This window comes from Variovorax sp. dw_308 (assembly GCF_019207085.1).
Classification (GTDB): Bacteria; Pseudomonadota; Gammaproteobacteria; order Burkholderiales; family Burkholderiaceae_C; genus Variovorax.
In genome coordinates this window covers 47,823-68,856 of the sequence record NZ_JAATOM010000012.1, presented here as the reverse complement: position 1 = coordinate 68,856, position 21,034 = coordinate 47,823, and the positions used below count along the sequence as shown (strand labels likewise).

Genomic DNA, 21,034 nt, shown 5'->3' with positions numbered 1-21,034 from the left:
GCGCGGGCATCAACGCCCCCTGTGGCGTTCCAGCAATGCGCGACGCGTACCTTCGTGTTCAAACTGCGCGAGCCACCATTCCAGCGCGCGTCCGGGCTTGCCCGCCGAGGGGGCGCGCCATGCGACGTGCATCTGGCCGACCGGCATCACGCGCTCGGTCTGGCACTCGACCAGGTGGCCGGCCTCGATGAAGGGACGCGCCATCGGCTCTGGCAGGAAGCCGCCACCGAGGCCATGCAATTGCGCCGACAGCTTGGTGTGCATCGTCGGCACGGTCAGCCGGTCTTGTCCGCCGGCCAGGTTGACCGTCATGCTCGGACCGGCGCGCGAGGAGTCCGCCACCGCGACCGCGCGATGCTGCCGCATGACCGCGTCGCTGAGCGGCCCGGTCAGGCGCGCAAGCGGATGGTGCGGCGCGACGGCGAAGACAAAACGCAACTCGCCGAGCGGCCGCGTGCGGATGCCGGTCGCGGTGAAAGCCAGGCTCGATGCATCGAGCACCGTGCCGATCGCCAGGTCCGCCTCGCCCACGCTGAGCGCCTCGATGGTGCCGAGCAGGGTCTCGTTGCGCAGCTTCAATCGCGTCGGCGGTTCGAGCGCATAGAAAGCGCCGACGAGGTCCAGCACTGGGTCGCGCGCGATCACGCTGTCCAGCGCAATGGTCAGTTGCGGCTCCCAACCCGTGGCCACGCGCTTCACGCGGTTGGCGACCGCGTCGATGTCGGCCAGCAGGCGATCGGTCTCGCGCAGCAGCTCCGCGCCGGCCTCGGTCAAGCGGGCCTGGCGCGCGCTGCGGTCGAACAGCAGCACGTCCAGCGCATCCTCGATCTGCCGCACACGGTAGCTCAGAGCGCTGGGCACCAGGTTCAACGATCGCGCGGCGGCGGCAAAGCTGCCGGTGGCCGCCACCGTCTGCAGCATCGCCAGGGCGTCGGGGGTCAGGACATCGCGCGGTGAAGGCATTTGGCGGGTCATTCGTTCAAATTATTTGAATGGTGCCATCAAAACCGCGCGCTGGTGCGGAGGATTGCACGCCCTAAAGTTCTTCACATCCGCTGCGCATCCGGCGCGGCATTCGAAGAGAAGGCCATTTGGGCCTCAGGAGTTCAACGATGTTGCAAGTCCGTAAATCACAAGACCGCGGTTATGCCGACCATGGCTGGCTGCGTTCATTCCACAGTTTCTCGTTCGCTGGCTACTACGATCCGGCCCACATGGGCTTCGGCAACCTGCGCGTGATCAACGAAGACCGCGTGGCAGGTGGCGCCGGTTTCGGCACCCACGGCCACAAGGACATGGAGATCATCAGCTACGTGCTGTCGGGCGAACTGGCCCACAAGGACAGCATGGGCAACGTGAAGTCGATCCCGCCCGGCGACGTGCAGCGCATGAGCGCGGGGCGCGGCGTCCAGCACAGCGAGTTCAACCACAAGACCGACCAGACCACGCACTTCCTGCAGATCTGGATCGAGCCCAACGTGCGCGGCATCGCGCCCGACTATGAGCAGAAGAATTTCGACGTGGCCGAAAAGCGCGGCAAGCTTCGCCTGGTCGCATCGCCCGATGGCGCCGATGGCTCCGTCAAGGTGAATGCCGACGCGAAGCTGTTCGCCGGCCTCATCGACGGCGACGAGCAAGCCACGCTGGCGCTGGACCCGAAGCGCAAGAACTACGTGCACCTGGTGCGCGGCGAGCTTGAAGTGAACGGCCAGAAGCTGGGCACCGGCGACGCCGCCATGCTCGAAGGCGAGTCGACGCTCACGCTCTCCGGCGGCAAGGACGCGGAAGTCCTGGTCTTCGACCTGAATCCGTAGTTCACCTACAGGCGCCGCGCAGGTCGCGGCGCTTCATCCCACGCATCACAGCCGCGGTCGGCCCGCCCGGTCCCGCAGCACGGTACCCATTTGTTTTTCTCAACCAAGGAGTCAGTCATGGCCTCAGCTTCCACCACCTCGACCTTTTCTTCGGGCGTCTCGACCAATTCGTTCCAGGACATCACGGCGCTCATCGGCCGCATCCTGATCGCGTACCTGTTCATCCCGGCCGGCATCGGCAAGCTCATGAACTTCACGGGCACCGTCGGCTACGTCGCTTCGGCGGGCTTGCCACTGCCGGAAGTCGGCGCGGCCATCGCCATCTTCGTGGAGGTCGGCCTCGGCATCGCGCTGCTGCTGGGCTTCAAGACGCGCCTGACCGCGCTGGCCATGGCCGTGTTCACCGTGGCCGCGGCGCTGTTCTTCCACAAGTACTGGTCGGCGCCTGACGCGATGAAGATGATGCAGACGATCAACTTCAACAAGAACATGGCCATTGCCGGTGGTCTCATCGCGCTGGCCGGTTTCGGGGCAGGGCGGTTGAGCTTCGACGGCAAGCGCTGAGCAGCGGTGGGGTACGGGCGACAGCGTGGCGGCGGCCAACCCCGTCGCGCAGCGCGATCGCCCGGTGCCGATGAGTCATATCAGGCTCCCGCTCGAGCGGCGGGAGCCCGCCGAGCGTTCCGCCACTTTGAATTCCAGGCGCATGCAATGTGCAGTGACAGGGCTTCCACCGTCCCTGCCCGAGCCTGATCCTTCCTGGCCCGCGGATGCGGGCTTTGGCGCGCTTATTCCCTGCCCAGCCTGGATTCGCCTGCATCCCTGACGACGGCTTGTCGCCGAAATCGGTGCGTGGCCATGAATTCGGGATCCGGCGCAGCTTCCAGCCTCCCGGGGAAGCGAATCGAAGGGGGCGCCGGCACGGCAGAATCGCCGGCACTGCACGGCGATGGACGAAGCGATCGTCATGCCGTCGCTCCCGTCACCCTTCGCCAAGGACATTCATGGCCGACATCGTCGTCGTTTTTCATTCAGGCTACGGCCACACCCAGCGCGTGGCGCAGGCCGTGGCGGACGGCGCCGGCGCGGTGCTTCTGCAGATTGACGGCGACGGCAAGCTGCCGGCAGGCGGATGGGAGATGCTTGCCGCGGCGGACGCCATCATCCTGGGCGCGCCCACCTACATGGGCGGTCCGAGCTGGCAGTTCAAGCGCTTTGCCGATGCTTCGTCGAAGGTCTGGTTCGCCCAGGGCTGGCGAGACAAACTTTTCGCCGGCTTCACCAACAGCGCCGCCATGAACGGCGACAAGTACGCGACCATCACCTACCTGTGGACGCTCGCCATGCAGCACCACGGCCTGTGGATCAGCCAGGGCCTCATGCCGAGCAACAACAAGGCCGCCACGCGCGAGTCGCTCAACTACGTCGGCGGCTACGGCGGGTTGATGACCACCTCGCCGACCGATGCGAGCCCGGGCGAGATGTCCAAGGGGGATCTGGAGACGGCACGGGCTTTCGGGGAGAGGGTGGCCAGCATCGCAACCCGCCAGGCACCGAAGGTGTGAATCTTTCTACTGCGGCCGCCGATCTCGGGCCTGCGGTGTTGGCTCCGGCATAGCAAGCGCTTCGCGCAGTTGTTAGCCTCTGCCGCAACTTCGTTGTCACTGCACGGGAGTGCAGTTCCGCTCCTCAAACCGACCTCGGCGCCCTCGCTACGAAATCGTCACACCTTCTTCGTCGCCGCTGCCCTGATTGCGGCGCAGCGACGTGCATCGCAGGCCCGTTTCCAGCATGATCGCGGCCATGAACCCAGACTCGCTCCAGTTGCTGCAACCCGCCGACAAGGACCTCGGCGGCGGCTTCAAGGTCAGGCGCCTGCTGCCTGCCGCGAAGCGCCGATCGGTCGGACCCTTCGTCTTCTTCGACCACTTCGGCCCGGCCACCGAGCAGCCCGGCAACGCGCACGACGTGCGGCCGCATCCGCACATCGGACTGGCCACGGTCACCTACCTGTTCGAGGGCGCGATGATGCATCGCGACAGCATCGGCAGCGTGCAGGAGATCCTGCCGGGCGCCATCAACTGGATGACCGCCGGGCGTGGCATCGTGCATTCCGAACGCAAGCCCGAGCGGCTGCTCGATGCGAGCTATGTGAACCACGGTCTGCAACTGTGGTGTGCACTGCCACAAGCCTTCGAGGAAACAGACCCGAGTTTCGAGCACACAGCCGCATCGGACATTCCCGAGACGGTGGTGCAGGGCGTTCCGGTGCGGGTGCTGATCGGCACGGCCTTCGGGCTCACCTCGCCAGTGAAGACGTTCGCGCCGACGCTGTACCTCGACATCGCTTTGCCCGCCGGCGAGTGGTTCGAACTGCCGGCGCTGGCGCGGGAGATGGCGATCTACGTCGTCGAAGGGGACGTCATGCTCGACGGCGCGCCCGTGGCGGAGCACACCATGGCCGCGCTGGCCGACAACACCGGCGCCTCGCTGGAAGCGCAAACGGCGGTGCGCCTGGTCGTGATCGGCGGCGACCCACTCGACGGCCCGCGCTTCATCACCTGGAACTTCGTATCCAGCCGGCGCGAGCGCATCCTCGAAGCGGGCGCCGACTGGAAGGCGCAGCGCATGGGTCACGTGCCCGGCGAAACGGAATTCATCCCGTTGCCTGAACATCCCTTCGGCAACGCGCAGCCGGACGTCAAGACTACGCCGACGTAGCTTCGTCATTCCCTCTGCAAGAGGATTCCAGACGCGGGCAGACAGCCACTCATGAAGATCAGGGAGACCATCGACCAACCCGGCGTTGCGGCAGCACTGGCGGCCGCACTGCTCTTCGGCATCGGAACACCGCTGGCCAAGCGGCTGCTGGAGGGCGTCGGTCCGTGGATGCTCGCGGGACTTCTCTACCTTGGCTCAGGCATCGGCCTCGCGTTGCTGCGAAGGCTGCGGCGCGCGCCGCGGGTCGAACTGCCGCAGGGACAGGGCGTTTGGCTGGCAGGCGCGGTCCTGTCGGGTGGCGTGGTGGGCCCTGTCCTGTTGATGCTGGGGCTCTCGCGCTTGCCGGCATCCGGTGCGTCCCTGCTGCTGAATGCCGAAGGCGTGTTCACCGCGTTGCTTGCCTGGTTTGCCTTCCGGGAGAACTTCGACCGGCGCATTGCGCTCGGCATGCTGTGCATCGTGATCGGCGCCTTGGTCCTGAGCTGGCCGGGCGAGGCGAGCTTCGGCGATGCATGGCCCGCGTTGCTGGTGCTGGGTGCTTGCCTTGCATGGGCCGTCGACAACAACCTGACCCGGAAGGTCTCGCTCAACGACGCGATGTGGATCGCGTCGGTCAAGGGCCTCGCTGCCGGCGTCGTCAACCTGTCGCTGGCCTTCGCGATGGGCGCTGCGCTGCCGTCCGCGGCTCTGGTGGCCGGTGCCATGACGCTGGGCTTCCTGGCCTACGGGCTGAGCCTTGCGTTGTTTGTCGTGAGCCTGCGGCACCTGGGCACCGCGCGAACCGGCGCCTATTTTTCGGTGGCACCCTTTTTTGGCGCATTGGTGGCCGTGGCGATGCTGGGTGAAGCCGTCGATGCGCGCTTGCTGGCGGCCGGCCTCCTGATGGGCATCGGCGTCTGGCTGCACCTGAGCGAGGACCACGCGCACGCCCATGTCCACGAGGCCATGGAACACGAGCACGCGCATGAGCATGACGCGCACCACCAGCATCCGCATCCGCCGGGCATCGAGGAGGGCGCGCGTCACTCGCATTGGCATCGCCACGAGCCGCTGGAACACGCGCACCCGCATTTCCCCGATGCGCATCACCGGCACCCGCATTGAGCAAGGGGTGGCTGCTGTTGACCACACCCCCTCGAGCGAGCGCACATCTCCCGTGGGCGAGGCAAGGGCAATCATCGCGCTGCTAGACTCGCCCGCGATGCGTCGCTGGCTCTCCCTGTTCATGCTGGTTCTCCTCCCGCTCCTGTCGAGCTGGAGCGCGGCGGCCGCCTATTGCGGCGATGAGCCCATCGAACGCCCGGCGCATGTGGCCCACCATGTGGACGCGCACCATGACGACGATCAAGGTGGTTCGAATGCGGGCGCATCCGAAGCCCACTGCGACCATTGCCACAGCCCTGGCGCGATGCTTCTGCTGGTTGTTTCCGATGGCCATCGTGCCGGTGCCGGCCAGCCCGCGCCGTGGTCCCGGGCGGCGCTGCGTGCGCCGCCTGCATCTCCGCCCGATCGCCCGAAATGGGCACGCCTCGCCTGATCGGCGGGGCGGCACCTCACATTCCCTGAGCACCGTTCGCGCACGGCACTGAGCCGCGCGTCGCGCTGGCGTATGCCGTGCGTGGCGATCCTATCGATCGCACCTCGCCGATCTCTCGTGAGTTTCAACTTCACCGGAGGATCGGATGCACCGAAGAAAACGAAGACTACTGGGCCTCGTGCGCGTTCACGCGATCGCGCTGGCCATCCTTTGCGGGGCTGGCGCTGCCGCGCAACCGCGCACGATCGAGCCTGCGGCGACGACGCTGCGACAGGCCTTCGAGGCCGCATGGTCGCGCCAACCCGAAGCAGCAGCATTGCGTTTGCGCCACGACGCTGCCAGGGCCCGGCAGGACGCCGCACAAGCCTGGACGCCTGAGCCGCCAGCGCTTGCCATCTCGAACAAGACCGACCGGTTCAACCGGGACCTCGGCGCGCGCGAACTGGAGGTCGGCGTGGCCATCCCGCTGTGGCTGCCCCGTGAGCGTTCCAGCAGTAGTGCGCTTGCGGATGCCGAGGCCGCAGGTGTCGAGAGCCGCGCGCTCGCGGCCCGGCTGCGCTTGGCCGGCGTGCTGCGCGAGGCGTGGTGGCAATGGCAGCGGGCACAGGTCGACGTCGATCTGGCGCGCGATCAACTGACCAACGCTCGACTGCTGGCCGCGGATGTGGAACGGCGCGTGAAAGCCGGCGACCTTGCGCGTGCCGACCAGCACCAGGCCGATGGCGCAGTGGCTGCCGCCGAGGCCGCAGCAGCACGCGCGCAGGCAGCCGGTGCGAGCGCTGCGCAGCAATTGCGCGTCGCGATGGCCGGAACCCCGCCGACCGCATCCAGCGCAACGCAGCCCGCCGGTGCAGCGCAGCTTGCCGCCGAGCCCGAACCGCCAAACGATCCAGGGCCCCCCGACGCCGCCGCGCACCCTGCGATCCAGGACCTGCAGCATCGTGTGGCCGTTGCCGACCGCAATGCTGCATTGAGCGCCGTGCGCACGCGTGCCAACCCCGAGTTGCTGATCGCGGCGACGCGCGAGCGCCACCTGCGCAACGAACGCTACGACCCGTCCATCACGCTGGCACTGCGCATTCCATTTGGCGCGGGCAGCCGCGAATCGGCCCGTACGGCGAGCGTCCAGGCCGAAGCTATCGAGTTGCAGGCGCAGCTGGCGCTGGAGCGCAAACGCCTCGCGGCCGAGTACGAGGCATCGCGCCAACGCGTGGGCTCGGCACGAGCACTGGTGGCGGCTGCCGAACGGCGCGCCCGGCTGGCGAACGAATCGCGCGGCTTCTTCGAGAAGTCATTCCGCATGGGCGAGAGCGACTTGCCCACGCGCCTGCGCATCGAGGCCGAGGCGGTCGAAGCACAGCGCCAGGCCGCGAGCGCACGCATCGAACTCGCAGCCGCCATCTCGCAATGGCGCCAGGCGCTGGGCCTGCTGCCCGAATGACGCATCGCTACATCCATCCCCCGAATACGAAAGCTTTCCCATGACACCGAATTTCTTCTTCACATGGAGCCTCGCGGCCATGCTGCTGGCGACCGGCCCCGCAGCGGCCAGCGACGGCCATGACCACGGCAATGCGTCGTCCGCCGCCGCCGGCCCGGCCTCGCCGCGCTTTGCCGCCGTCTCCGACACTTTCGAACTGGTCGGCGTGCTGAACGGCAAGCACCTGACGCTGTACCTCGACCGCTTTGCCGACAACAGCCCGGTGAAGGATGCCCGGCTCGACCTCGAGATCGATGGCGTCAAGTTGAAGGCTGAGCCGCACGGCGAAGGCGAGTTCGAGGCCACGCTGGCCGCGCAGCCGCGGGCGGGCGTGTTGTCGGTCATTGCCGGCGTCGGGGTTGGCAACGAGTCCGACCTGCTCGCGGGCGAACTGGACATTCACGCCGACGCGCATGAGGACGCCGCTGCAAACGGACGCGATTGGAAAGCGATCGCGGGCTGGGCCTTCGGCGGGGTGGCGACACTGGCCTTGCTGGTGCGGGGAGCGCGACGCATGGGGCCGGCGCGCGAACGGCGCGCGGGAGGTGCCGCATGAACCGCCTCGTTCTGCTCGCGGCCATCGCATTGCCGCTCTTTCTAGCGCCTGCGCACGCCGGCGAAGGCCATGACCACGGTGGCGCGTCCGCTGCGTCGAACACCAATGGTCCGCACCGCCAACCCGATGGAAGCGTGTTCCTGCCCAAGCTGGCCCAGCGCCAGCTCGGCGTGCGCACACGCCTGACCGCAGCCGGCGAACTGCCGCGCACAGTCGAACTGAGCGGCAAGGTGCTGATGGACCCCAACGCCGGTGGACGTGTGCAGGCGATGGTCGCCGGCCGCATCGAGCCCGGCCCCAGGGGCCTGCCGGTGGCCGGCCAGCCGGTGCGCAAGGGCGAGGTCCTGGGCTGGGTGCTGCCATCGGCCGCACCCATCGAGCGCTCGAATCAGTCGGCGCTGCTGGCCGAATTGCGGGCGAGCCAGGCGCTGGCGAACAAGCGTGTTGCGCGGCTGAAGGAACTTGCCGACACCGTGCCGCGCAAGGACATCGAGGCCGTTGAAAGCGAGGCCGCAAGCCTTGCGGCCCGTGCCGCAGCCATCGGCGCGGGATTGAGCAACCGGGACCCGCTGGTCGCGCCGGTGACCGGCCTGATCGCCTCAGCGAATGTGGTCGCCGGCCAGGTCGTGGATGCGCGTGAACTCGTCTTCGAGGTCGTCGACCCATCCCGCATGCGCATCGAGGCACTGGCCTTCGACACCGCCGTGGCAGCCGACATCGCCGGGGCCACGCTGGCCGTCGGCGACGAACGGCTTGCGCTCACCTTCACCGGCGCGGGACGCAGCCTGCGCCAGCAGGCGTTGCCGCTGGGCTTCAAGGCGCAAGGCGATGGCGTCTCGAAGCTGGCAGTCGGCCAGCCGGTGCGCGTGTTCGTGCAGACGCGGCAGAAGGTCAAGGGCATTGCCGTGCCGGTGGCCGCCTTAATGAAGAACCCTGCGAATCAAACCATCGTGTGGGTCAAGACCGCGCCCGAGCGCTTCGAGCCGCGCACCGTCACGGTCGAGCCGCTCGATGGCGTCGACGTTGCCATCACCTCTGGCCTTGCCGCTGGCGACCGTGTCGCGACGCAGGGCGCAACCCTGATCAACCAGGTGCGCTGAGATGTTCAAGTGGCTACTCGACAACAGCTTGCGCAACCGGCTGATGGTGATCATCGGCAGCCTGGTCGTGATGGGCTACGGCGCCTTCACGCTGTCGCGCACACCGGTGGATGTGTTCCCCGATCTCAACAAGCCCACCGTCACCATCGTCACCGAGGCGGGCGGCATGGCGGCGGAGGAGGTGGAGCAGCTCATCACCTTCCCGCTGGAGACGACGATGAACGGCCTGCCGAGCGTGGAGACGGTGCGCTCCGTGTCGTCGGCCGGTCTGTCCTTCCTCTACCTGACCTTCGACTGGCGCACCGACATCTTCCGTGCGCGCCAGCTCGTGTCGGAGCGGCTGGCGTCGATGGAGGAGGGCATCGCAGCCGGCGTCACGCCGCGCATGGGGCCGATCAGCTCGATCATGGGCGAGATCATGCAGATCGCGATCCCGGTCGACACCACCAAGATCAGCCCGATGGCGGTGCGCGAATACGCCGACTGGGTGTTGCGCCCGCGCCTGCTGTCGGTGCCCGGCGTGGCACAGGTCATCCCGATCGGCGGCGAGGTGCGGCAGTTCCAGGTGCAGCCGAACACCGTGCGCATGGCCGAGCTCGACATCACGCACGCGCAACTGGAGGCTGCGCTCAAGGGGTTTTCGTCCAACACCTCGGGCGGCTTCCTGGAACTGAACGGGCGCGAGTACCTCATCCGCAACCTCGGGCGAACCTCGCGCCTCGACGACCTGAAGGACCTGCCGATTTCGACGAAGGACGGGCAACCCTTGCTGCTGCGCCAGATCGCCGAGGTGGCCTTCGCGGCGGCCACCAAGCGCGGCGACGCAGGCTTCGAAGGCAAGCCCGCCGTGATCCTCGGCATCCAGAAGCAGCCGAGCGCCGACACCATCGCGCTGACGCGCGCACTGGAAGACGCGCTGACCGGCATGAAGGCCTCGCTGCCGCCCGGCATGGAGGCGCCGCGCGTCACCTTCCGGCAGGCCAGCTTCATCGAGGCCTCGATCACCACGCTGCAAGGCAAGCTGATCGGTGCCTCGGTGTTCGTGGCGGTGATCCTGTTCTTCTTCCTCGGCACCTTGCGCCCGACCGTGATCGCGCTCACGGCCATCCCGGTGTCGATCTTCGTCACGGCGCTGGTCTTCAAGTACTTCGGCCTGTCGATCAACACGATGACGCTGGGCGGATTGGCGATTGCGATCGGCGGACTGGTCGATGACGCGGTGGTCGGCGTGGAGAACGTGCTGCGGCGGCTGAAGGAAGACTGTGCCGCACATCCGGAACATCCGATGGACACCGTCGAGTTGGTCGGTCGGGCGACCATGGAAGTGCGCTCGGCCATCCTCTATGCGACGGTGATCATCGTGCTGGTGTTCATCCCGCTGTTTGCCTTGCCGGGGCTGGAGGGGCGGCTGTTCGTGCCGCTCGGCATCGCGTTCATCGTGTCGACTCTGGCCTCGCTGGTCGTGTCGGTCACCGTGACGCCGGTGCTCAGCTACTACCTGCTGCCGCGCATGAAGTCGCTGGACCACGGTGACACGAAGATGCTGGCCTGGCTGAAGGCGCGCTACCGTGCCGGATTGCAAGGCGTGCTCGACCGGCCGAAGGCCGCGCTGGCCGCGGCCGGCATCGCGGTGCTGGCCGCAGGCGCGTCGGTGCCATTCTTTCCGACCACCTTCCTGCCGCCCTTCAACGAAGGGACCTTGCTGATCGGGCTGCGCCTGAGCCCCGGCGTGACGCTGGCCGAAACAGCCGCACTCGCGCGGCAGGCCGAGGTGCTGGTCAAGCAGGTGCCGGAAGTCACACACGTGGGCCGGCGCAGTGGCCGCGCCGAACTCGACGAGCATGCCGAGGGCGTGCATGTCAGCGAACTCGACGTGGGCCTGCTGCCGACGGCCAGGCTGACGCGCAGCATGGACGACATCAAGGCCGATATCCGCGCCCGGCTGGCCAACCTGCCGGCCGCGCTGGAGATCGGCCAGCCGATCTCGCACCGGATCGACCACATGCTCTCGGGCGTGCGCTCGCAGATCGCCATCAAGATCTTCGGCGATGACCTCGATGTGCTGCGGGGGCAGGCCGACGCGCTGCGTGCAACGCTGGCGACCATCCCGGGTATCGCCGATCTGCAGGTCGAGAAACAGGTGCTGGCGCCGCAGATCAAGGTGCGCGTGGACTATGCGGCTGCCGCGCAGTACGGCGTGCCCGCGCCGCAGGTGATGGCCACGCTGCAAGCCTTGGTCGAAGGCGAGAAGGTGGCGCAGGTCGTCGAGGGCGGGCGGCGCTTTGCGCTCGTCGTGCGCTTGCCCGAAACGGCGCGATCGGTCGACGGGCTGGGGCAGATCCTCATCGAGACGCCGACCGGGCGCATCCCGCTGTCGAGGATCGCGACCATCGAGGACGGCGACGGGCCGAACCAGATCAGCCGCGACGACGGCAAGCGGCGCATCGTGCTCTCGGCCAACGCGCAGGGCCGGCCGCTGTCGGAGGTGGTGGCCGACATCCGCGCCGCGGTGGCGCAGGCCCGGTTGCCCGAGGGCTACTTCATCACGCTGGGCGGGCAGTTCGAGGCGCAGGAGGAGGCGTCACGGCTGGTCGGGCTGCTGTCGTTCGTGTCGCTCGCGCTGATGTTCGTGGTGCTGTATGGCCGCTACAGGTCGGCAGTGCTGTCGGCGCTGATCATGGTCAACATCCCGCTGGCGCTGGTGGGGGCGGTGGTCGGCCTGTGGATCTCGGGGCAGCCGCTGTCGGTGGCGGCGCTGGTGGGCTTCATCACGCTGGCGGGCATCTCGGTGCGCAACGGCATATTGAAGGTCAGCCACTACATCAACCTGATGCGCCTCGAAGGCGAGGGCTTCGACCGGCAGATGGTCTTGCGCGGCTCGCTGGAGCGGTTGGCGCCGGTGCTGATGACTGCGCTGGTCACGGCTTTTGCGCTGGCGCCGCTGCTGTTCGAGGCCGAGCAACCGGGCACTGAGGTGCTGCATCCGGTGGCAGTGGTGATCTTCGCGGGCCTGATCAGCTCGACCTTGCTCGACACCTTCCTCACGCCGGCGATGTTCTGGCTGTTCGGCCGCAAGCCGGCCGAGCGCTTGCTGGACGACAAGGACGCGGGCGCGCTGTGAGCGTGCCGATCCCATTCATTTTTCTCAACACAAAGGTTCATCATGAAACGCTCATTGCTCGTTGCCCTCTGCGCCGCCGTCGTCTCTGCGTCGGCATTCGCTGCCGGAGACCACGGTCACGCCCCTCGCCACGGCGGCGTGGTGGCGGAAACAAGGCAGCTCGACCAGGAACTGGTCGCCAAGCCCGATGTGATCCGGCTCTACCTGCGCGACCACGGCAAACCAGTCGATATCACCAAGGCCAGTGCCCGACTCACCCTGCTGTCGGGCAGCGAGAAGCAAGAGGTCGAGTTGCGGCCCGCGGGCGACAGGCTCGAGGCGACGGGCGCCTTCAAGGTAGGGCCTGGCACCAAGGCGGTGACGGTCGTGACGGGTGCCAGCGCATCGCCGTCCACGGCCCGTTTCACGCTGAAATGAACAGCTCGGATGCCTCCGACTGCCCTTGCGAGCCGGGACGCGGATTGGAGGCTGGGGCGGGATCACGCCGACGGCGGTGGGTGTCCCCCGCAGCGAAATGACCCTGGAACCGCAGCCGCATGTGCCTGAGCGTGCCGTGATCGGCGTGCCAGGCAAGGCGCGACGACGCAGTGGGCTCCTGCCCACAAGGAGGAGCAACGCCGCATGGCGCGTCGAGCGCGGTGCGATCGGGTGCATGGGGCCGCGGGCTCCAGGGTCCGGGGAGGAGCCGAAGGCGGGGGGCATTCGCGGAGGGGGATGCCCACCGCCCTCGGCCCGCGCCCCGATGTGTACTCGACCCACACTCCCGCTCAAGATTCATGCGTCGCGGGTCGCGCGAAATCGCGGTGGGAAACTGAAATTGAAATAGCGGACGAGCGACCTGGCCTGCGCACTGGGACGCTCGCCGCCAAGGCAGCAACTATTGCTTGATCGCGATATCCGGGTCTTCCGCAGCGCGGGCGCTCGCGGCGTGGCCGCTGGCTGCAAGGTTGGCGTCGAGCGTGCGGCGGCCATCAAAGACGAAGCATTCGCCCCGGTAGTGCGCGCCGCCAACTTCCTCGAAGTACTTGAGGATGCCGCCTTCGAGCTGAAGTACGTCGGGCAGGCCGGCTTCGTGCATCAGGATGGCGGCCTTCTCGCAGCGGATGCCGCCGGTGCAGAAGCTCACGACGGTCTTGCCTGCCAACTCGTCGCGATGGTCGAGCAAGGCCCTCGGAAACTCGGTGAACTTCTCGATGCGCCAATCGATCGCGCCTTCGAAGGTCCCGTGATCGACCTCGAAGGCATTGCGCGTATCGAGCAGCACCACGGGCTTGCCCGCATCGTCATGCCCCTGGTCGAGCCAGCGCTTGAGTGTTTGCGCCTCCACGCCCGGCGCGCGGCCGGTGGCGGGCTGGATCGCCGGATGGTCCATGCGAATGATCTCGCGCTTGAGCTTGACCAGCATGCGCCGGAAAGGTTGCGCGGCCGACCAGCTTTCCTTGGTTTCGAGGTCGGCAAAGCGCGGGGCGGCACGCAAGGCCGCGACAAATTCGCGCACCGCATCGCCCGGCCCGGCCAGGAAGAGGTTGATGCCTTCAGGCGCCAGCAGGATGGTGCCCATGAGGCCGAGCCCCCGGGCTTGCGAGAGCAACTGCTCGCGCAGTTCGTGCCCGTCGTCGATGGCGACGAACTTGTAGGCGGCGATGTTCAGGATTTCATTCACGGGGCGGGATTCTAGGCGGGGCATGCCGGCCCATCCGGGCATGCCTACTGCCCGACCAGCCGCTGGATCGCCTTGCCGTGCCTGTAGTGGAAAAGCTGCATGAACGTGGCGACCAGCAAGCCGCCGACCAGCCCGCCTATTGCGGCGAGCGATCCCCGCGCCAGGTTCTCCTGGCCCCCCGACAGGCCCAGCCACAGAACCGGCAGCAACGGCACGAGCGTGAGCAGCAGCGGACCCCAGACCGCGCGCTGCTTCGCGGCTTGCCTTGCCAGAAAGAGGCGCTGGCCCTCTGGAACGTGCCGCAGCACCGGAAATCGCTGCAACAGCCCAGCTTCGCGCGCGGCGATGGAAATGGCCATGAAAGGTGTCTCTCTGAAATTTTTTGCAAGTATCGTCAATAAGCGCGTGGGTGCTCGTTCTCCCTGATGAGGACAACCCTTCGACCACCCGTGAATGCACCTTGTGAAAGGCCCGCTTCCTACAATGGAGGCATGTTTGTTCACCTGCGCCTGCACACCGAATTTTCCGTCGTCGACGGCACCAACCGCATCGACGAAGTTGTCAAGGCTGCCGCCAAGGACAAGCAACCCGCGCTGGCCATCACCGACCTGAGCAACCTCTTCGGCGCGATCAAGTTCTACAAGGAAGCACGGGGCAAGGGCGTGAAGCCGGTGCTCGGCACCGAGATTTTCCTGGAAGGCCTGGGAAAGGAGCCCGGCGCGCTGACCCGCATGGTGCTGCTGGTGCAGGACATGCAGGGCTACCTGAACCTTTCGGAACTGCTGGCGCGTGCCTGGACGCAGAACGTCGGGCGTGGCCAGTCGCAGGCGGCCTGCAAGCTGGAGTGGCTCGAGGAGTTGAATGGCGGCTTGATCTGCCTCTCCGGCGCGCAGGCCGGGCCGCTGGGCCATCCGCTGCTGCAAGGCGGTGCGCATGGCGATGCACGCGCTCCTGAAATCGCGTTGCAGCTCGCCGGGATCTTCCCGCATCGCTTCTACGTCGAACTGCAACGCGCCGGCCGTCCAGAGGACGAACCGCACGTCATCGCCGCCGTGCAGTTGGCGGCGCGCCTGCAGTTGCCCGTGGTCGCAACGCATCCGGTGCAATTTGCCGCGCCGGAAGACTTCGAGGCGCACGAAGCGCGTGTCTGCATTTCCGAAGGCGAAATCCTGGGCAACCAGCGACGCGTCCGCAAGTTCACGCAAGAGCAGTATTTCAAGTCCTCTGCCGAGATGAAGGCGCTGTTCGCCGACGTGCCCAGTGCCATCGCCAACACGGTCGAGATCGCCAAGCGCTGCAACCTCACGCTGGTGCTCGGAAAGCCGCAGTTGCCGGACTTTCCGACGCCGCTCATCGACGGCGTGCCGATGCCGATCAACGACTTCTTCAGGGAGGAGTCATTCGAAGGGCTGGAGGTTCGGCTCGCGCACCTGTACCCCGATGCGGCCAAGCGCGACGCGCAGCGGCCACGCTACGTCGAGCGCCTGGAGTTCGAGATCAACACGATCCTGAAGATGGGCTTCCCGGGCTATTTCCTCATCGTGGGCGACTTCATCAAGTGGGCCAAGAACAACGGCTGTCCGGTCGGTCCGGGCCGGGGTTCGGGCGCAGGCTCGCTCGTGGCCTATGCGCTCAAGATCACCGACCTCGACCCGCTCGAATACAACCTGCTGTTCGAACGCTTCCTGAACCCCGAGCGCGTCTCGATGCCCGACTTCGACATCGACTTCTGCCAGGGCAACCGCGACCGGGTGATCGACTACGTGAAGGACAAGTACGGCCGCAATGCCGTGAGCCAGATCGCCACCTTCGGCACCATGGCCGCGCGCGCCGCCATCCGCGACGTGGGCCGCGTGCTCGACATGAGCTACATGTTCTGCGACGGCATCAGCAAGCTGATCCCGAACAAGCCGGGCATGTCGTACACGCTGCAATACCCGCCGGTGCCGAAGGTCGAGGGCGACAAGAACAACTACGCCATCGAGATGGAGCCGCAGCTCGCGGCGCGCATCGAGAAGGAAGAAGAAGTAAAGATGCTGGTCGAGCTCGCGCAGAAGCTCGAAGGCATGACCCGCAACATCGGCATGCACGCGGGCGGCGTGCTGATCGCGCCGGGCAAGCTCACCGACTTCTGCCCGCTCTACCAGCAGCCGGGCAGCGACTCCGCGGTAAGCCAGTACGACAAGGACGACGTCGAAGCCATCGGCCTGGTGAAGTTCGACTTTCTGGGTCTTGCCACGCTCACGATCCTGGAGATCGCCAAGGACTTCATCGTCGCGCGCCACAAAGGCCAGGAGGACTTCGCGTTCGAGAACATCCGGCTCGACGACGCCGCCACCTACAAGCTCTTCGCCGACGGCAAGACCGAGGCCGTGTTCCAGTTTGAATCGCGCGGCATGCAGGGCATGCTGAAGGACGCGCGTCCCACGCGGCTCGAAGACCTGATCGCGCTCAACGCGCTGTATCGCCCAGGCCCTATGGACCTGATCCCGAGCTTCGTCGCGCGCAAGCACGGCCGCGAGCCGGTCGAGTACCCGCATCCGCTGGTCGCCGACATGCTCAGCGAGACCTACGGGATCATGGTCTACCAGGAGCAGGTCATGCAGACCGCGCAGATCCTGGGCGGCTACTCGCTCGGCGGCGCCGACCTGCTGCGCCGCGCGATGGGCAAGAAGAAGCTCGAGGAAATGGCCGAGCACCGCGCCATCTTCCGCAAGGGCGCGGCGGTCAATGGCATCAACGAAGAGAAGGCCGACGAGATCTTCGACTTGATGGAGAAGTTCGCAGGCTACGGCTTCAACAAGTCGCACGCTGCCGCCTACTCCTTGCTGGCGTATCACACGGGCTGGCTCAAGGTCCATTACTGCGCCGAGTTCTTCTGCGCGAACATGACCGTGGAAATGGACGACACCGACAAGCTCAAGGTGCTGTTCCAGGATGCGATCAAGAACTTCGGCCTGACCTTCGAGCCGCCGGACGTCAACCGTGGCCGCTATCGCTTCGAGCCGGTCACCGACAAGGTGATCCGCTACGGCCTCGGTGCCGTCAAGGGCACGGGCCAGCATGCCATCGACGCCATTGCGGCAGCGCGGGAAGAGGGCGGCCCATTCAAGAGCCTGTTCGACTTCTGCGTGCGCGTGGACCGCACGCGCATCAACAAGCGCACGGTCGAGGCGCTGATCAAGGCCGGCGCCTTCGACCTGATCCAGCAGAACCGCGCGTCGCTGGTTGCATCGATCGATCGGGCCTACGAGTTCGCCAACGCGACCGCGGCCAACGCGGCGCAGGTCGACATCTTCGGCGACAGTGAGCACGGCTCGGCCACGCAGGAGCCCGAACTCGTCGCGGCAACGCCGTGGGGCGTGAAGGAGCGCCTGACCTACGAGAAGACCGCCATCGGCTTCTACCTCTCCGGCCACCTGTTCGACGAGGTCGAGCACGAGGTGCGCCGCTTCTGCAAGCGCGAGATCACCGACCTGCTCGACTCGCGCGACCAGCAGGTGATCTCGGGCATCGTGAGCGACCTTCGCATCATCAACGGCCAGCGTGGCCGCATGGTGCTGTTCAAGCTCGACGACAAGAGCGACGCCATCGACGCCACCTGCGACGAAGCCACTTACAACGCCAATCGCAACGTGCTGAAAGACGACGAACTCGTCGTCGTCAGCGGCGTGCTGCAACAGGGCCGAGGCGGCTTCGAGGCGCGCTTCAAGGTCGCGCAAGTTTGGAGCCTGGCTGCGGCGCGTTGCCGCTTCGGCAAGTTCCTGCGTGTTGCGGTGAATGGCAAGGCGCCGGACATAGCGCGCATCGCCCGGGACTTTCCGCCGCGCAGGCCGGAGAACAGCGAGCCCGACGAGCCGCGCATCGGCCTGCCGGTGCGGCTGTCACTTGCGCGTGGCGGTGCGCAGGTGGAGCTGCAGCTTGGGGAGGCGGCGCGATTCTTCCCGGAAGATGCGGCGCTGGCGAGCTGGACGGCGCAGGCCGAGGCGGGGGATGCGGTGGTGGTCTACGAATAGGGGCGGCGGAAGGGGCCTGCTGAATGCGGGCTTCCGAACGCAGAGGATGCAAAGATTCCGCGGAAGTCGCAGAAGAAGACAAGAAAAAATCCAAGAATTCTTTGGGTTTTCCTTTTGCGACTTCTGCGAAAGCTCTGCGACTTCTGCGTTCGGCACCCGATCCCGAATTCAGGTCTGCGCTTCGCAGGGTCGAGGTGACTGTGCAGGCCGCACTGTCAAATTGTTCGTTCCAGCGCGGCGATCACTTCATCCCGTCCAGGCACTTCGACCCGCAGCAGCGTGGCAACGAGCCGCGCATCGGCCCTGCCGGGGCGACGGTCGCCATTGGCAGCGCTGGGATTCATGTCAGTCCCTGGGACGCAAGCCGACCAGCATCGGCGTGATGATCCGGCCATCTGCCGTGCGAGGCAGCTTGTCGGTCTTGCGCAGCCCACCTTCTGCAGCGGTGTCCCAGGCCGAGTTCCCGCTGGACCGTACCAGCCGGACACCGGTGATCGTGCCGTCAGGCGCCAATTTGACCTCGAACTCCGCGCGTGGATTGCCGCTGACCGTGTCGGCGTCCGGATAGGTGATGTTGGGACGAACCGCGTTCGCGATGCGTGCGCCGTACCCGGCGTCTCCGCCGCTTCCCGAGCCGCCGGCATTGCCGATCTTGGGTGCCGAATTCTGATCGCCGGACGCCAGCCCCTGCATCCGCTTGAGCGTGGCCGCGCGATCGGCCGCAGCTTGTTTCGCCGCATCAGCCGCTGCCTGCTTGGCCGCTTCGGCTTTCTTCGCTTCAGCCTGTTTTGCTGCGTCCGCCTGCTTGGCCGCTTCCGCCTTCTTCGCTTCCGCTTCGTCGCGCTTGCGCTGCTCGGCAAGCTTCTGCTTCTGTTCGTCCTTCTTGCGCTCGGCTTCGTCGTCCGCGCGCTGTTTGGCTTCGCGGTCCTTCTGGGCCTGCGCCTTCTTTGCGGCGACCTGCTGCTGCCGCAGCCGTTCCTGCTCCTCTGCCTCGGCCGCCTCGCGCTGCTCCTTCAGCTTCTTCTCGCGTTCGAGCGCGATGTCGGGCGCCTTCGGCGTGGGCTCCGGCGGCTTCACCGCTTGCGGCGGCGGTGGAGGGGGTGGCGGTGGTGGTTGCGGGGCCGGCGCCGGAGTGGGCGGCGGAGGCGGCGGCACGGGCGCTGGCGGCGGCTCCGGCCGCGGCGCTGCGCGCTGCACGGTCGCAGACCAGAGTTCGGCCTCGACCGCCTCGTCGTCGGCTTCCCGCTTCCAGTGCACGCCCCAGGTGAGGGCAGCGATCAGCAGCGCATGCGCGATCAGCGCGAGCACCACGGCGCGCGGTGTGCCGCGTTGCGGTGGCGGCGCGAATTCGGGGCGGTCAGCGGCCAGTGACATGCGTTATTTGCCGCCTGTCGTGGTCACGGAGAGGCCGACGCGGTCGATGCCGCCTCGCTTCAGCTGATTCATCGCCTTGACGACGGTTTCGTACTTGACCGACTTGTCGGCGCTGATGACCACCGGGCGCTGGTCGTCGCCGCCCTGTGCATCCTTCGCGGCCTTGCCGATCTGCGCCATGGGTATCGACGTGCCGCCGGTGCCTTGCGACGAGTCCTTCTTGAACTGCACCTCGTCATCGCTCTTGATGACGATCTCGATCGGCTTGTCGGGCTGCTTGTTGGCCTTGTCGACGCTCGGCAGGTTGATCACGCTCGGCGTGATCAGCGGCGCTGTGACCATGAAGATGATCAGCAGCACCAGCATCACGTCGATGAACGGGACCATGTTGATCTCGTTGATCGTGCGGCGGCCTCGGCCGCGGGAGGACATGGCGGGCATGGCGGGCGTCTCCGTTCAGCGGTTCGTCGCGGCAGCGACGTTGGCCGACAGGTTGCGCTGCAGGATGTTCGAGAACTCCTCGATGTACGTTTCCAGCGCGATCGCGATCTTGTCGATCTCGCGTGCGAAGCGGTTGTACGCCACCACTGCCGGGATCGCCGCGAACAGGCCGATGGCCGTGGCCACCAGCGCCTCGGCGATGCCGGGGGCGACGGTGGAGAGCGTCACCTGCGCCAGTGCGGCCAGGCCGGTGAAGGCATGCATGATCCCCCACACCGTGCCGAACAGCCCCACGTAGGGCGACACCGAACCCACGGTGGCCAGGAACGAGAGGTTTTGCTCCACCGCATCCAGTTCACGCTGGAAGCTCGCCCGCATCGCGCGACGTGCGCCGTCGAGCAGCGTGCCGGCGTCGATGATGTTGCGCTCGCGCAGCTTCTGGTACTCGCGCATGCCGCTCGCGAAGATGCGTTCCATCGGGCCGGCCAGCTTGGCGTTCTGCGCAGCGGAGGCGAACAGTTCATTGAGGCTGGTGCCCGACCAGAACTCGCGCTCGAACTCGTCATTGAGCGCACGCGTGCGCTTGAGCGAAAAGTATTTGCGGAAGATGGCGGCCCAGCTCGCGACCGACACCACGACCAGCAGCAGCACCACCAGCTGCACAGGAATGCTGGCATGGAGCAGCAGGGAGAGTATCGAGAGGTCTTGGTTCATGGCTTGAGCTTAGGTGAGGGCCCCTTGGCCGCTTCGTCGCGCGGGCCCCCCGGCGATTCGTTGTTGAAACATGGAGCCGCCGGCGTGCCGAGGGTTCCCGTGACGCGGGCCGGAATGCGCGCTGGCCGCAAGGTGGTGGCATCGACCCATCCGATGCGGATCGTGCCTTCGCAAAGCAGCTTGCCTTGCTCCGTTTTTGATAGCACGCGCTGGCCGATTATCAATGACGCCGAGCCGATTTGTCGGACATCGGCTGTAACGAGCAGTTCATCGTCGAGGCGGGAGGGAAGGTGGTATTTGATCTGCGTCTCGCTCACGACGAACTGGCAGCCCGTCTCGTCGCGCAACTGGCGCTGTTCAATGCCGAGCGAGCGCAACCATTCGGTGCGCGCGCGTTCCATGAACTTCAGATAGTTGGCATAGAACACGATGCCGCCGGCGTCGGTGTCTTCCCAGTACACGCGGATCGGGAACTGAAAGCTCACGGGAGCCTCCAC

General features: G+C 66.7%; 20 protein-coding genes. 12 read left to right on the top strand and 8 right to left on the bottom strand.

Annotated elements, in window-relative coordinates:
• Positions 1-9: 9 nt before the first annotated feature.
• Positions 10-963 (bottom strand): LysR substrate-binding domain-containing protein, encoded by a 954-nt coding sequence (locus HCU76_RS22040; RefSeq protein WP_213954077.1) that lies wholly within the window; start codon positions 961-963, stop codon positions 10-12.
• A gap of 149 nt (positions 964-1,112) precedes the next feature.
• Between HCU76_RS22040 and HCU76_RS22035 the strand changes: the two genes are divergently transcribed.
• The 11 genes from HCU76_RS22035 (at position 1,113) to HCU76_RS21985 (ending at position 12,746) form a co-directional block, all read left to right on the top strand.
• The gene (locus tag HCU76_RS22035; protein ID WP_213954078.1) at positions 1,113-1,814 is read left to right on the top strand and encodes a pirin family protein; all 702 of its coding nucleotides are present in this window, start codon (positions 1,113-1,115) and stop codon (positions 1,812-1,814) included.
• Positions 1,815-1,931: 117 nt separating this feature from the next.
• Positions 1,932-2,378 (top strand): DoxX family protein, encoded by a 447-nt coding sequence (locus tag HCU76_RS22030; RefSeq protein ID WP_213954079.1) that lies wholly within the window; start codon positions 1,932-1,934, stop codon positions 2,376-2,378.
• 440 nt (positions 2,379-2,818) lie between these two features.
• Complete coding sequence (locus HCU76_RS22025; protein WP_218510661.1) at positions 2,819-3,379, top strand: flavodoxin family protein; 561 nt, start codon at positions 2,819-2,821, stop codon at positions 3,377-3,379.
• A gap of 238 nt (positions 3,380-3,617) precedes the next feature.
• Positions 3,618-4,535, top strand: a complete 918-nt coding sequence (locus HCU76_RS22020) for a pirin family protein (RefSeq protein WP_218510660.1) — start codon at positions 3,618-3,620, stop codon at positions 4,533-4,535.
• Positions 4,536-4,586: 51 nt separating this feature from the next.
• Positions 4,587-5,639, top strand: a complete 1,053-nt coding sequence (locus tag HCU76_RS22015; RefSeq protein WP_218510659.1) for a DMT family transporter — start codon at positions 4,587-4,589, stop codon at positions 5,637-5,639.
• Positions 5,614-6,072, top strand: coding sequence for a hypothetical protein (locus HCU76_RS22010; protein WP_218510658.1), 459 nt, complete (start codon positions 5,614-5,616; stop codon positions 6,070-6,072). The genes HCU76_RS22015 and HCU76_RS22010 overlap by 26 nt, the downstream gene beginning before the upstream one ends.
• 178 nt (positions 6,073-6,250) lie before the next feature.
• The gene (locus HCU76_RS22005; protein ID WP_371319877.1) at positions 6,251-7,513 is read left to right on the top strand and encodes a TolC family protein; all 1,263 of its coding nucleotides are present in this window, start codon (positions 6,251-6,253) and stop codon (positions 7,511-7,513) included.
• 40 nt (positions 7,514-7,553) lie between these two features.
• On the top strand, positions 7,554-8,108 hold the full coding sequence (locus HCU76_RS22000) for a hypothetical protein (RefSeq protein WP_218510656.1): 555 nt from the start codon (positions 7,554-7,556) through the stop codon (positions 8,106-8,108).
• Positions 8,105-9,208: an efflux RND transporter periplasmic adaptor subunit gene (locus tag HCU76_RS21995; RefSeq protein WP_218510655.1), complete on the top strand. Its 1,104-nt coding sequence runs from the start codon at positions 8,105-8,107 to the stop codon at positions 9,206-9,208. Before HCU76_RS22000 ends, HCU76_RS21995 begins: the two co-directional genes overlap by 4 nt.
• Before the next feature lies 1 nt (position 9,209).
• Entirely contained in the window at positions 9,210-12,329 is a 3,120-nt protein-coding gene (locus HCU76_RS21990; RefSeq protein WP_218510654.1) for an efflux RND transporter permease subunit, read from the top strand.
• 42 nt (positions 12,330-12,371) lie between these two features.
• Complete coding sequence (locus tag HCU76_RS21985; RefSeq protein ID WP_218510653.1) at positions 12,372-12,746, top strand: hypothetical protein; 375 nt, start codon at positions 12,372-12,374, stop codon at positions 12,744-12,746.
• Between the two features lie 460 nt (positions 12,747-13,206).
• Here the strand turns inward: HCU76_RS21985 and HCU76_RS21980 are convergent, their stop codons facing one another.
• Both HCU76_RS21980 and HCU76_RS21975 read right to left on the bottom strand, forming a co-directional pair.
• Entirely contained in the window at positions 13,207-13,992 is a 786-nt protein-coding gene (locus HCU76_RS21980; protein WP_345944634.1) for a sulfurtransferase, read from the bottom strand.
• 44 nt (positions 13,993-14,036) lie between these two features.
• A complete protein-coding gene (locus tag HCU76_RS21975; RefSeq protein ID WP_218510652.1) occupies positions 14,037-14,351 on the bottom strand; it encodes a hypothetical protein in 315 nt (104 codons plus the stop codon).
• A 132-nt stretch (positions 14,352-14,483) separates the two neighbouring features.
• On the opposite strand from HCU76_RS21975, the gene dnaE reads away from it, so the two are divergent.
• Entirely contained in the window at positions 14,484-18,008 is a 3,525-nt protein-coding gene (dnaE, locus tag HCU76_RS21970; RefSeq protein WP_218510651.1) for a DNA polymerase III subunit alpha, read from the top strand.
• Positions 18,009-18,223: 215 nt separating this feature from the next.
• On the opposite strand, the gene HCU76_RS36700 is transcribed toward dnaE, so the two are convergent.
• Genes HCU76_RS36700 through ybgC form a run of 5 tightly spaced genes read right to left on the bottom strand, consistent with a single transcriptional unit; the run spans position 18,224 to position 21,022 of the window.
• Positions 18,224-18,352 carry a hypothetical protein gene (locus HCU76_RS36700; RefSeq protein WP_256354339.1) on the bottom strand — a complete coding sequence of 43 codons (129 nt, stop codon included), beginning with the start codon at positions 18,350-18,352 and terminating at the stop codon, positions 18,224-18,226.
• Position 18,353: 1 nt separating this feature from the next.
• Positions 18,354-19,382 (bottom strand): cell envelope integrity protein TolA, encoded by a 1,029-nt coding sequence (tolA, locus tag HCU76_RS21965; protein ID WP_218510650.1) that lies wholly within the window; start codon positions 19,380-19,382, stop codon positions 18,354-18,356.
• A 3-nt stretch (positions 19,383-19,385) separates the two neighbouring features.
• Positions 19,386-19,823 (bottom strand): biopolymer transporter ExbD, encoded by a 438-nt coding sequence (locus HCU76_RS21960; protein ID WP_213954093.1) that lies wholly within the window; start codon positions 19,821-19,823, stop codon positions 19,386-19,388.
• 15 nt (positions 19,824-19,838) lie between these two features.
• Positions 19,839-20,537: a protein TolQ gene (tolQ, locus tag HCU76_RS21955; RefSeq protein WP_218510649.1), complete on the bottom strand. Its 699-nt coding sequence runs from the start codon at positions 20,535-20,537 to the stop codon at positions 19,839-19,841.
• Positions 20,534-21,022 (bottom strand): tol-pal system-associated acyl-CoA thioesterase, encoded by a 489-nt coding sequence (ybgC, locus tag HCU76_RS21950; protein ID WP_218510724.1) that lies wholly within the window; start codon positions 21,020-21,022, stop codon positions 20,534-20,536. The genes tolQ and ybgC overlap by 4 nt, the downstream gene beginning before the upstream one ends.
• Between the last annotated feature and the right edge of the window lie 12 nt (positions 21,023-21,034).

What these genes read in the sequence shown, in the direction of transcription:
- HCU76_RS22040 (WP_213954077.1), bottom strand. Translation starts at nt 963, where the DNA reads ATGCCTTCACCGCGCGATGTCCTGACCCCCGACGCCCTGGCGATGCTG.
- HCU76_RS22035 (WP_213954078.1), top strand. Translation starts at nt 1,113, where the DNA reads ATGTTGCAAGTCCGTAAATCACAAGACCGCGGTTATGCCGACCATGGC.
- HCU76_RS22030 (WP_213954079.1), top strand. Translation starts at nt 1,932, where the DNA reads ATGGCCTCAGCTTCCACCACCTCGACCTTTTCTTCGGGCGTCTCGACC.
- HCU76_RS22025 (WP_218510661.1), top strand. Translation starts at nt 2,819, where the DNA reads ATGGCCGACATCGTCGTCGTTTTTCATTCAGGCTACGGCCACACCCAG.
- HCU76_RS22020 (WP_218510660.1), top strand. Translation starts at nt 3,618, where the DNA reads ATGAACCCAGACTCGCTCCAGTTGCTGCAACCCGCCGACAAGGACCTC.
- HCU76_RS22015 (WP_218510659.1), top strand. Translation starts at nt 4,587, where the DNA reads ATGAAGATCAGGGAGACCATCGACCAACCCGGCGTTGCGGCAGCACTG.
- HCU76_RS22010 (WP_218510658.1), top strand. Translation starts at nt 5,614, where the DNA reads ATGCGCATCACCGGCACCCGCATTGAGCAAGGGGTGGCTGCTGTTGAC.
- HCU76_RS22000 (WP_218510656.1), top strand. Translation starts at nt 7,554, where the DNA reads ATGACACCGAATTTCTTCTTCACATGGAGCCTCGCGGCCATGCTGCTG.
- HCU76_RS21995 (WP_218510655.1), top strand. Translation starts at nt 8,105, where the DNA reads ATGAACCGCCTCGTTCTGCTCGCGGCCATCGCATTGCCGCTCTTTCTA.
- HCU76_RS21990 (WP_218510654.1), top strand. Translation starts at nt 9,210, where the DNA reads ATGTTCAAGTGGCTACTCGACAACAGCTTGCGCAACCGGCTGATGGTG.
- HCU76_RS21985 (WP_218510653.1), top strand. Translation starts at nt 12,372, where the DNA reads ATGAAACGCTCATTGCTCGTTGCCCTCTGCGCCGCCGTCGTCTCTGCG.
- HCU76_RS21975 (WP_218510652.1), bottom strand. Translation starts at nt 14,351, where the DNA reads ATGGCCATTTCCATCGCCGCGCGCGAAGCTGGGCTGTTGCAGCGATTT.
- dnaE (WP_218510651.1), top strand. Translation starts at nt 14,484, where the DNA reads ATGTTTGTTCACCTGCGCCTGCACACCGAATTTTCCGTCGTCGACGGC.
- HCU76_RS36700 (WP_256354339.1), bottom strand. Translation starts at nt 18,352, where the DNA reads ATGAATCCCAGCGCTGCCAATGGCGACCGTCGCCCCGGCAGGGCCGAT.
- tolA (WP_218510650.1), bottom strand. Translation starts at nt 19,382, where the DNA reads ATGTCACTGGCCGCTGACCGCCCCGAATTCGCGCCGCCACCGCAACGC.
- HCU76_RS21960 (WP_213954093.1), bottom strand. Translation starts at nt 19,823, where the DNA reads ATGCCCGCCATGTCCTCCCGCGGCCGAGGCCGCCGCACGATCAACGAG.
- tolQ (WP_218510649.1), bottom strand. Translation starts at nt 20,537, where the DNA reads ATGAACCAAGACCTCTCGATACTCTCCCTGCTGCTCCATGCCAGCATT.